10 protein-coding genes are annotated in these 10429 nt (G+C 65.4%); 7 read left to right on the top strand and 3 right to left on the bottom strand.

All coding sequences use genetic code 11. The features are described 5' to 3' along the window. The 3 genes from Q319_RS27175 to Q319_RS0114050 form a co-directional block, all read right to left on the bottom strand. A partial coding sequence (locus Q319_RS27175) for a helix-turn-helix domain-containing protein (RefSeq protein ID WP_156039345.1) occupies positions 1 to 304 on the bottom strand: 304 nt, incomplete at its 3' end. Between the two features lie 35 nt (positions 305 to 339). Then, entirely contained in the window at positions 340 to 3264 is a 2925-nt protein-coding gene (locus Q319_RS0114055; protein WP_029483115.1) for an insulinase family protein, read from the bottom strand. Positions 3265 to 3346: 82 nt separating this feature from the next. Beyond that, positions 3347 to 4153, bottom strand: coding sequence for a glutamate racemase (locus Q319_RS0114050; RefSeq protein ID WP_029483114.1), 807 nt, complete (start codon positions 4151 to 4153; stop codon positions 3347 to 3349). 224 nt (positions 4154 to 4377) lie between these two features. On the opposite strand from Q319_RS0114050, the gene Q319_RS24585 reads away from it, so the two are divergent. The 7 genes from Q319_RS24585 to Q319_RS0114015 all read left to right on the top strand — a co-directional run bounded on the left by Q319_RS24585 (position 4378) and on the right by Q319_RS0114015 (position 10415). After that, positions 4378 to 5370, top strand: coding sequence for an Ig domain-containing protein (locus Q319_RS24585; RefSeq protein WP_051655394.1), 993 nt, complete (start codon positions 4378 to 4380; stop codon positions 5368 to 5370). 26 nt (positions 5371 to 5396) lie between these two features. Continuing rightward, positions 5397 to 5858, top strand: coding sequence for a hypothetical protein (locus Q319_RS0114040; protein ID WP_051655398.1), 462 nt, complete (start codon positions 5397 to 5399; stop codon positions 5856 to 5858). Then, complete coding sequence (locus Q319_RS0114035) at positions 5855 to 6619, top strand: hypothetical protein (protein ID WP_245619242.1); 765 nt, start codon at positions 5855 to 5857, stop codon at positions 6617 to 6619. Before Q319_RS0114040 ends, Q319_RS0114035 begins: the two co-directional genes overlap by 4 nt. 97 nt (positions 6620 to 6716) lie before the next feature. Beyond that, on the top strand, positions 6717 to 6944 hold the full coding sequence (locus tag Q319_RS24580) for an RNA-binding S4 domain-containing protein (protein WP_029483110.1): 228 nt from the start codon (positions 6717 to 6719) through the stop codon (positions 6942 to 6944). Next, positions 6938 to 7480, top strand: coding sequence for a DUF1684 domain-containing protein (locus Q319_RS0114025; protein WP_029483109.1), 543 nt, complete (start codon positions 6938 to 6940; stop codon positions 7478 to 7480). The genes Q319_RS24580 and Q319_RS0114025 overlap by 7 nt, the downstream gene beginning before the upstream one ends. 69 nt (positions 7481 to 7549) lie before the next feature. Continuing rightward, positions 7550 to 8329 (top strand): peptidylprolyl isomerase, encoded by a 780-nt coding sequence (locus Q319_RS0114020; protein WP_029483108.1) that lies wholly within the window; start codon positions 7550 to 7552, stop codon positions 8327 to 8329. Between the two features lie 280 nt (positions 8330 to 8609). Then, positions 8610 to 10415 carry an ABC transporter ATP-binding protein gene (locus Q319_RS0114015; protein ID WP_029483107.1) on the top strand — a complete coding sequence of 602 codons (1806 nt, stop codon included), beginning with the start codon at positions 8610 to 8612 and terminating at the stop codon, positions 10413 to 10415. Positions 10416 to 10429: the final 14 nt, after the last annotated feature.

The raw sequence follows: 10429 nt of genomic DNA, 5'->3' as shown, positions 1-10429 counted from the left end.
GACGCAGTCGCAGTGCCATGCGCTGCTGCTCATCTGGCGTTAACAGCGTGGGTGCACCTGTATTGCCGTGTCGTGCATCCGCGAGACCGTCCAGGCCCTGAGCGTGATACCGGGCGAGCAGGGTGTAAGCGCTCATCCGACTGTAGCGGGTGAGCGCTAACAGGTCAGGAAGGGAGCGTCCTTCTGCCAGGAGCGCAAAGAATTGCGCTCTACGACGCTGAACGGCACAGGTGCTGGTTTTGAAGAGCTGCCAGAAATCGGCGGCGTCATGTTGAAGAGGTTGACTGAAAGCGTTGGACTTCATGGCATATATTGTAAAATATTTAATCGGAGTCCGTATCAAACAGACTGAACGCCAAACTTCAGGCCCAGCTCGGCCATTTCCTCGTTGGGATCGCGTCCGGCCACCAGGGCGTAGGCGGCACGCTCCGGGGTCAGGTAAGCGTCCATCACGCGCTTGAGATCGGTCATTCCAGTGTTCAGGAGTCGCGTTTTGTACGTCTCCTGAACTTCCGGCGTGAAGCCTGCCTGATCGCCGAAGAAGCGCAGGCGGCCCACGGTGTCCGGGCTGGTCAGCGGGTCCAGCGCCTTGCTGGCCGACAGAATGGCCTCGGTGACCTCGCGCTCGCCCAGATCGCCCTCCAGGAAGGCGCGGGCGTCACGGAACACCTTGTAGGTGCGGGCGATGTGGGGATCGCGGTAGCTGGACATGGCGAACACGCCCTCGCGCGGGTCGAAGGAGGCGCTGCCGCCGTACGCGCCGCCCTTCTCGCGCAGTTCCTTGAGCAGGTATTCGCTTCGTAGCAGCCGCGCCAGCACCAGCAGCGCCGGGCTGTCGGCGTGGGTGTACGGAATGGTCTCGAAAGCCACCGCGTTAAAGGCCACGGGCGAATCGGTCACGCGCGCCTGCGGGCCGCCGCCACGCGGCTGGGGCAGCGGATGGCCCACCGCAGCGTCCCCTGTGAACAGGTCCTTCAGCGGTTTCAGGTCCAGATTCAGATCGTCCTCGGTGGCGGTCAGACACAGCACCGGCTGGCCCGAGAGCAGCAGCGTGTGGATGCGCCCGAAGCGTTCCAGCAGGTCATCTAGCCCGCCCTCCTCCACGATTCCCTTGAGGGTTTCCAGTCCGCTCAGGCCGCCCCAGTTCTCGCCGATGCTGGCGGCGGGGCTGATCTGCGCGGCGGCCAGCCGCTCGGCGTAGGCGTTGCCGGAATTGACCACGCTGGCCTTGAGGCCCGCCAGCCGCTGCTTGAGCAGTTGCTCCAGCCGCTCACGGGTGAATTCGGGCGCAGAAATAACGTCGCGCATCACCTCCACCAGCGCCGCACCGTTGCGGGCCAGCGCCTTGCCGCTGAACGACACCGCCAGCCGCAGCATGTGCAGGTCATCCGGGCGCACGCCGCTGCTGGCGCTGGCGCTGACGCCGCCGGTCACGGCCTCCATGCGGCGGCTGAGGGCCACGTAATCCTGCCCCGCCGCGCCGCTTTTGGTCACAGCAGAGGTGTACAGGGGCAGCACTTCCAGTAGCTCCTGCGGCAGCTCGGGCAAACGTACCTGCACGTCCAGATAGGTCAGGCCGCCGGTGGGCTGGGGCACGCGGGCGACGAGGGCGCGGCCCGCCTCCTCCGTTTCATAGGGGACGGGGGGAATGCTGGCCGGAACGTCGGACAGGGCCAGGGTGGGCAGCACCCCTGGATCGTTCTCCTGCGCCTGCAATTCCTTGAGCTTCAGGCTCTCGGCCACGATGCGGGCGCGGTCCTCGTCGGTGAAGTCGGCGCTGAGGCTCTGCACCAGCTCGCGCTCCTGCGCTTCCATGTGGGTGACCAACTCGGGATCGGGGGCCAGTTCCAGCGTGACGCGGTGTTGGTTGTCCAGCAGCTCTTTTTGCAGCATCGGCTCGAAGACTTTCCCCGCCGCCAGATCGGCGCGCAGTTTTTCCAACTGGGCGTCCAGGCGCAACCCGGTCAGCGGATCGCCGCCGTACAGCCACGGTCCCAGAAGCCGGAACATCACGCCCAGCGCGTAGGGAAAGCCGGAATTGCTGACCTCCTTCTGCCCGATCTCGAACTGGTGCAGGCTGCTCTCGATCAGTTCGGGGTCAATGCCTTCCTCCACGATGCCGCGCAGGGTGTCCAGCACCAGTTTCTGCACTTCCTCCACCTTGCCTGCGCCCAGCCCCTTGAGGCCCACGGCGAACGCGCCCTCGCGGAAGGAATCGCGGTAGCCGGTCAGGTCTGCCAGCGCGCTGCCCAGGCCAGAGTCGATCAGCGGGCGGGTCAGCGGCGCACCTGCGTTGCCCAGCAGCACGTCGCTCAGCACGCTCCAGCGCAGGTTGGCATCGGCGTCGTTGGACAGGCCCAGTTTCCACATCACGCTGACCTGGGTGCCGCGCTCCACGTCGCTGCCGGGATACGTCACGCGTTCCTGGCGGGGTTCGGTGAACGGGGTCTGATCGGGGATGCTCACGTCCAGCGTCTGGGCCTGGAAACGGGACATCACATGCGACTCGATCTCGTCCAGAACGCGCGCCAGCGGCAGCTTGCCGTAGGTGTAGAAAAAGGCGTTGCTGGGGTGGTAGTGCGCCGCGTGGAAGGCCCGCAGGTTGTCGTAGGTCAGCTCTGGAATGTTGGCCGGGGTGCCGCCAGAGTTGTTGGCGTAGGTCAGGTCCGGGAACAGCGCCTTGCCGAAGGCCCGCCACATCACCGCGCCGGGGGCGGCCATCGCGCCCTTCATCTCGTTGTAGACCACGCCCTGCAATTTCAGTTCGGTGCTGGAATCTTCGGGGGTCGCGAACTCGAAGCGGTGGCCGTCCTGCCGGAAGCTCTCGTAGCGCATCAGTGGAAAGAAGGTGGCGTCCAGATATACGCCCAGCAGGTTGAAATAGTCCTTCTCATTGCGGGTGGAAAACGGGTAGGTGGTCCAGTCGTTGCTGGTCATGGCGTTCATGAAGGTGTTCAGGCTGCGCGGCAACATGGCGAAGAAGGGATCGGGGACCGGGTATTTCTGGCTGCCCATCAGCACGATGTGTTCCAGGATGTGCGCCACGCCGGTGCTGTCGCGCGGCACGGTGGGAAAGGTGACGCCAAAGGCGCTGTTGTCGTCGTCGCGGACCACATGGGCGTGCCTGGCTCCGTTCTCGTGCGTCAGCAGGATCAGCCAGCCCTGCATCTCGGGCAGGTCTTCCACGCGGTTCACGGTGTAGCGGCCCAGGCGTTCGCCCACGCTGGGAAGGGCGGGCAGGGATGTTGCAGGGGCTATGGTCATGGACGGGAGTTTAGAGCATGGGTTGAAAAAGACCGTGGCTGGAACGCCGAAGTGGGTCAGGTGGTTTAGCCATCCGCCACCTTTAGATCTGTACCAATCTGGGTTGAAGGTCCAGGGTCAGTCGGTCCAGCGTGGCCTGGAATTCATGGAAAGGATGTTGCGGACTCTGCGTGACCAGCGTGACGAGTTTGCCGCTGCCAGCGGTGACGAGTGGCCTGAATTGCTCGGTGACCTCGTCCGCCGGATCGAAAAGTTTGAGGCGGGGATCGGCCTGCTCAAAAAACTGCTTCAGCCAGGGCAGATGCGTGCTGGAAAGCGTGATGCCCGCCAGTCGCGGGTGCCGTTGCTGGAGCGCTTCGACAAAGTCCGAGACCGTGCGTTGCGTCGTGGCCGGATCGCTCAGGAAGGTTCCGGTTTCCACCAGCTCGATCAGGCCGCCAGCCTCGGCGAAGGCCACCCTGTCGCTGCTGCCTCCTCCAGCTTCCCCGGCGACATAGTCCCGCAATGCGGCGCTGTCCGTCAGCACCCTGGCCCCGATGACGGCCACCACTCCATCTGCCCCCACCCCTTCAAGGGCGGCCCTGATCGGCGGATAGACGCCCAGGACAGGCAGGCGAAACCGGGGGAGAAGGCGCGGTAAGACCGTGATGGTGGGCGCGTTCGAGGCCAGAATGATCGCCCCCACGCCCAGGCCAGTCAAGTAATCCACCGCCCTGAAGATGCTGTCCTCCAGCTCGTCTTCACTTTTTGCGCCGTAGGGAAAGCTGGCGCGGTCCGCCAGATACACGGTGTCCTGAGCGGGATAGGCGGCCCTGATCTTCCGCACGATGTCGTAGCTGCCGATCCCCGCGTCGAAGATGCCCACGGGCTGTTTCAGGTTTTCAAGCATGTTCGCCTCCTGGAAAGGATTTTCAGATCAGGATGCGGGGGAAGGAAGTGAGACTGGCACGTGACCGAGGTCCGCGCGAATCTACCATTGGGGGGCAGATCAGGAACCGAACTCCTGGCTTCAAACCGAATCCGGTCCGGTCTGGGACTGCTGGCCTCACCCACCCCCGGTAAATCACCGCAAACTCACGGGACTGACACGGCGCGGCGGGTAGACTGGGAGGCATGAAGCATGTTCGCTCCACCCTTCCGGCGCTGGCCCTGGCGCTGAGCCTCGCCCTGGCCGGATGCGGGCAGCCCGTCACTGGCACGTCTACGGGCGGCGGAAGTGGCCGGGACATCCTGTATTTCTCCGACAGCGCTTCCGGCCTGCCCGTGATGTATCAGGGCGAGGAATACAGCGCCGATCTGAGTGTTGCGGGCGGCGCGGGGCCGTACACCCTGAAGATATCGGGCGGCACGCTGCCCCCCGGCATCAGGCTGGGCGGTCAGCGCCTGACGGGAACGCCCACCGCCACCGGAACATACAAATTTACGCTGGAAGTCACCGATTCCACCCTCAGCACGCGCAGCAAGGAATACACGGTCAATGTGAACACCCTGCCGCCCCTGTCGCTGGCCCCTGGCCTGCCCACGGGCGAGATTCGCGGCGAGACGCGCATTCCGCTGACCATCACCGCGCCCCGCAACGTACGCGCCGCCCGCCTGAACTGGGAATTGCCCGCAGGCGTTCAGGTGACCCGTGTGCAGGCGTCCGAGCAGAGTGGCGTGCTGTTCTGGCAGCAGCAGGGGCAGGTGCTGACGGTAGATCTGGGATTCAAGACTGTTCCGCGCAATGGTGTGCGAATCGCCCTGATCAGCGTGAAACCCGCCCAGGACAAGGCCGCCACCCTGACCGCTGCCAAGATGGGTTACGAGGCCCGTGACGGCACAGGCAAATTGCTGGCGGGGAAATTCATGTCAGGCGCTGTGATGACCGAAACGCTGAAAGCGGACGGAAATGAGGTCAAGGACGCCGCCGATCCGTCCACCGAGGCCCCCAGGCCCACCGAAACCGTGCCCGGCGTGACGCCGCCCGTGCAGCCGACGCCGCCCACTGATACGCCCGGAACACCTCCGGCGCAGAATCAGAATCCAGATGGTACGCCTGTCGCGCCGCCCAAACCTCCTGGCGGGGGCGAGCCAGGAGCGCGTCTGGGAACTGGAGCGCCGCTGTGATGCGCTGGACAGTGTCTAACAAAGCAGTGTCGATCAAAAGAGTGCTTCTGGCCGCCCTGCTCGCGGCCACCGCCGGGGCCACCACCGCGCCGCCGCTGACGCTGGCGCAGCAGGTGGGGAAGGCGGAAGTGATCGTGCGCGGCACGCTGGGAACCGCCGTGAGCGTCAAGGAGGGCGAGGTCACGTATCTGGCTTACCCGCTGACCGTGGCCGAAACGATCACTGGGGACGCTGCCCGCCTGCCCCAGAACGACGGCAAACCTGCGCTGTTCTTCCTTCAGGGGCTGGCCGATCTGCCGAATCTGAAAAGCGGCCAGGAGGTCTTTGCGCTGCTGTATGTCCGCAAGCAGGACAGTCCGCTGGTGGGCTTTAACCAGGGGCTGTATCCGGTCACGGACGGCAAGGTGACCGCAGGCGATATCAAAACACCCATCACCGATCCCGCCAAATTGCGTGACGCCATCCGTGCCGCGCTGGAGGTCAAATGAAACGCGGTCTGAAATTTGCCGCCGTGCTGCTGGGCGTTGCCCTGGGCATGGCGAGCGCCGCCGGGGTCAAGCTGCAACCGCAGGGCGACACCCTGACCCGCGCGGTGCAGGCGGCCCTGAGCGCCATCAGCACGAAAGAACTGCCTGTCACGCTGGACAGCAGTTCAGGGACAGTGCTGGCCCTGGGCGGCGCGGGCAGCAGCGCGGCTCCCTTTAACCCGGATGTGGCCGCCCGCGTGGTCACGGTGGGCGGGGTGCGGCGCATCGAGTTCAACCCGGCTGGCCCGCTTCCTTTGCTGGATGCGGTCAAGCAGGAACTGGCCCGCGAACTGGGCTTCAAGGACTGGACTGCCGAGGCCGCCCGCACCCGCCTGAGCGGCGCGGACCTGAATGGCGACGGCAGGATCGACCTGACCGATCTGGCGATCCTGATGGAAAATTACGGCAAATCGGGTTCGGTGGGCGATCTGAACCAGGACCGCAAGGTGGACGACGCGGACCTGCGGGTCTTCAGCGCGCAGTACAAGCCCACGCCCACGCCGGAGCCGAAGCCGGAGGAAAAGCAGAATCCTGCCGAGACGCCGAAAACGCCCGCGACTCCGGCTGCTCCTGGCACGGTGCCCACAACGACGCCCGCGACTCCGCCTGCCACTGCGACTCCGGCCACGCCTCCAGCAGACACCGATCCGAAAGAGGGCACGCCCAGCCCGGTTCCGCCCTCGCCAGCCCCGCCCGCCGATCCTGCGCCCAAGCAGCCGTAAGAAAACAGCCACAAAACAGTGTCCTCTCAAGTCCTCTTCCCACCGAGAGGGCTTTTTTGTTCCCCCGCCAGCCGCCGCGCTTTGCTACGCTGCCCGCATGACAGGCAGCCGAGGCACAGCGCAGGACGGACAGGCACAGGACACCATCGATCTTCAGGATTTTCTGAAAATAAGCGGTGTGGTCGACACCGGGGGCGAGGCCAAATTTCGCGTGCAGGGCGGTGAGGTCCGGCTGAACGGCGAGATCGAGACCCGCAGGCGCAAGAAGCTGCGGCGCGGCGACATCGTGGAATACGCCGGGGAAAGGCTGACGGTGGACTGGTGAACTCACCGTACGCGGAAGCCGTGATGGACTTTCGCCGCCGCAAGGACGAGCATTTCGCGGCGGGGCGCGGCCCGGTGGACACGGTCACGTTTCACGGCCTGCGTTATTACCCACCGGATCAGGGCTGGGCCTTTAATGCCCTGCTGACGCCGACGCCTGCTGGCCCGGCGGCAGAGTTCACGTTTGCCACCAACACGGGTCAGCCGCGCACGATGGCGCTGTACGGCACGGTCACGCTGCCTTTGCCAGGGGGCGAACAGACGTTGAGCGTCTTCGTGCCGCTGGGGGACGAGCAGCCGCAGCGCGTTTTCATCCCCTTCCGCGACGCCACCAGTGGGCAGCAGACCTACGGCGCGGGGCGCTATCTGGACGCGCCGCTGGTCCGCAATGAGGGGGGTGCGCTGGTGTCGGTGGATTTCAATCTGGCCTATCACCCGTACTGCGCTTATGGCGACGGCTGGACCTGCCCACTGCCCCCGCCTGAAAACGTGCTGCCCGTGGCGGTCCATGCCGGAGAGCGGCTGCCCGAACCCTGATGCCCCAACGCTGAGCCTGCACCAAATGAGGGACGCCCGCCCGCGCCCTGCTGCTCTAAACTGGGCGTTATGAAGAATGCCGCAAAGAATGCCGCCCTGATCCTGAGCGCCCTGCTGGCGCTGACCGCCTGCACGCCGAAGGCGGACGATAACGCCGCCGCCAAGCCGGATGAAACCCCTGCCGCCACCGACAAGCCTGCCGAGACGACGCCTGCCGCACCTGCCGTGACCAAGCCGGGCGCGGTTCCGGCTGGCTACACCGTGGTCCCCGCGCTGACCAAGGAACCGGTGCGCGAGTTCGAGAAGGAACCCGCGATGGCCCTGCAAGCCGGCCAGGACTACTACGCCCTGATCGACACCAACCGGGGCCAGATTCTGGCGGACCTGTACGAGCAGGAAACCCCGGTCACGGTCAACAACTTCGTGACGCTGGCCCGTGACCGCTACTTCGACGGCATCCGTTTTCACCGCGTGATCGACGGCTTCATGGCGCAGACCGGGGATCCCCTGAGCGTGGACGAGGCCAAGAAGGACCAGTGGGGAACGGGCGGCCCCGGCTACAGCTTCGCCGACGAATTCCGCACCAAATTGACCTTTAACGCTGAAGGCATCCTGGCGATGGCCAACAGCGGCCCGGCCACCAACGGTTCTCAATTCTTCATCACGCTGGCTCCCACCGACTTCCTGAACGGCAAGCACACCATCTTCGGCAAGGTGGTCACGGGTGACGGCGCGCTGGCCGGGCTGACCCGCACCAGCGACACCGCGTCCGGCCAGGAAACCCCGGTTGCCGACGCCAGGGCCGACGAGATCCTGTCGGTGCGGATTCTGACCAAGAACAAGAGCTGAGGATTTTTTAGCCAAGGTTCTGTAGTAGCTCCCACGAAAACCCCTCTCCTGCGGAGCTGTACCAGCCAGTCAGCTTCGCTGCCAGCTCCCCTCAAAAGGGAGCCAGGAAATGCGTCTGGCACGGCAGTTCCGCGACTCCTGCCTCCCTTCTAAGGGGAGGTGCCCCGGAGGGGCGGAGGGGTTAACCGTGGGAGCTACCCCCTAAAGCCTGCCCTCCTACTGCTCCCAAATGCGCCACATTGCGTATGCAATTCAGGCCGCGCCGCTCTAGCCTGTAGGGATGTCTGCGCCCGCCCCCAGTCAAGAACCTTCCGAGCCGTCCAGGCCGTCATCCACGCTGGGCGTGCTTCGCGTGTATCTGGGGCCGCTGAAGTGGCAGGTGGCCGGGCTGGCCGCGCTGCTGCTGACCGGCACTGGCCTGAACCTGCTGCTGCCGCAACTGCTCCGCACTTTCGTGGACAACGCCAAGCTGGGCGCGGGGGCTGATGTGGGGCTGCTGGCGCGGCTGGCCGGGTTTTACATCGCGCTGGCGGTGGGCGTGCAACTGATGACGGCGGGGGCCACCTACGTGGGCGCACGGGTGGGCTGGACCGCCACCAACCGCCTGCGCGTGGACCTGATGGCGCACCTGCTGTCGCTGGACATGCGTGAGCATAAGGAACGCACCCCCGGCGAGATGATCGAGCGCATCGACGGCGACGTGACGGCCCTGAGCAACTTCTTCTCGCAGTTCGCGGTGCGGGTGTTCGGCGCGGCGCTGCTGCTGCTGGGCGCGCTGTTCATGTTCTTCCGCGAGGACTGGCGGGTGGGCGCGGGCGTCAGTCTCTTTGTCCTCCTGACCCTGATCGCCATGAACCGTGTCCGCAAACTGGGCGTGGAACCCACCCGGCTGGAGCGCGAATCCAGCGCCAAGCTGTTCGGCTTTGTCGAGGAACGGCTCTCGGGGCTGGAGGACATCCGCAGCCTGGGCGCGGGCGGCCACCACCTGAACAGTTTTCTGCGGACGCAGCGCACTTTCTTTACCAACAGCGTCAATTCCTGGCGGCGGCGCAGCATCGTGTGGCAATTGAGCATGGCGCTGTTCGCCGTCGGCTACGTGGGCGTGCTGTCGGCGGCGGTGGGCCTGTACGCGGCAGGAACGATCACGCTGGGCACGGCCTTTTTGCTCTACAACTACATGAGTCTGGTGGAAGAACCGATTGACCAGCTCACGCAGCAGTTGCAGGAATTGCAGAAGGCCGGGGCCAGCCTGTTCCGGGTGGGCGAGATTCTGGCTTTAAGGAGCGCGATTCACGGCGGCAGCGCGGCTTTGCCGGAAGACAGCGCCCTGAGCCTGGAATTCGAGAATGTCGCTTTCAGCTATTCCCCCGATGAACCCCAGTTGCGCGGCGTCCTGCACGACGTTTCCTTTCATCTGCCCGCCGGACAGACGCTGGGTTTGCTGGGGCGCACCGGCAGCGGCAAGACCACCCTGACCCGCCTCGTCTCGCGCCTGTACGACGCCACGTCCGGCACCGTGCGGCTGGGCGGGATGAACGTGCAGGACGTGGATCTGCACGGCTTGCGGCGGCGCGTGGCGGTGGTCACGCAGGACGTGCAATTGTTCCAGGCCAGCGTGCGCGACAACCTGTCCTTCTTTGACCCGGAAATCACCGATGAGGAAGTGGAGGCGGCCCTGAACGAGGTGGGCCTGGGCACCTGGCTGGCCCGCCTGAAAGATGGTGTTCATACCCCGCTGCCCACGGGGAGCCTGTCGGCGGGGGAGGCGCAACTGCTGGCCTTTGCCCGCGTGATGCTGCGCGATCCCGCCGTGATCATCCTCGACGAGCCGAGCAGCCGTCTGGACCCCGCCACCGAGGCCCTGCTGACCGCCGCCATGACCCGCCTGCTGGCCGGGCGCACTGCAATTATCATCGCGCACCGCCTGGATACTGTGGCACGCGCAGACCGGATTCTGGTGCTGGGAGACGGCGAGGTGCTGGAGGACGGCCCGCGCGCTGTGCTGGCCCACACCCCGCACAGCCATTACGCCGAACTGCTGCGCGCTGGAACCCTGGAAGAAGAGGGCGCGGGGGTGCTGGCATGAGGTATTTAGACCCT

Source organism: Deinococcus marmoris DSM 12784 (assembly GCF_000701405.1).
Taxonomy (GTDB): Bacteria; Deinococcota; Deinococci; order Deinococcales; family Deinococcaceae; genus Deinococcus; species Deinococcus marmoris.
Note: the sequence above shows the minus strand (reverse complement) of the source record. Positions and strands in the feature narration are given on the sequence as shown.

Bases quoted from the DNA above. Each gene is read 5' to 3' on its own strand.
- Q319_RS0114055 (WP_029483115.1), bottom strand. From the start codon at position 3,264: ATGACCATAGCCCCTGCAACATCCCTGCCCGCCCTTCCCAGCGTGGGC.
- Q319_RS0114050 (WP_029483114.1), bottom strand. From the start codon at position 4,153: ATGCTTGAAAACCTGAAACAGCCCGTGGGCATCTTCGACGCGGGGATC.
- Q319_RS24585 (WP_051655394.1), top strand. From the start codon at position 4,378: ATGAAGCATGTTCGCTCCACCCTTCCGGCGCTGGCCCTGGCGCTGAGC.
- Q319_RS0114035 (WP_245619242.1), top strand. From the start codon at position 5,855: ATGAAACGCGGTCTGAAATTTGCCGCCGTGCTGCTGGGCGTTGCCCTG.
- Q319_RS24580 (WP_029483110.1), top strand. From the start codon at position 6,717: ATGACAGGCAGCCGAGGCACAGCGCAGGACGGACAGGCACAGGACACC.
- Q319_RS0114020 (WP_029483108.1), top strand. From the start codon at position 7,550: ATGAAGAATGCCGCAAAGAATGCCGCCCTGATCCTGAGCGCCCTGCTG.
- Q319_RS0114015 (WP_029483107.1), top strand. From the start codon at position 8,610: ATGTCTGCGCCCGCCCCCAGTCAAGAACCTTCCGAGCCGTCCAGGCCG.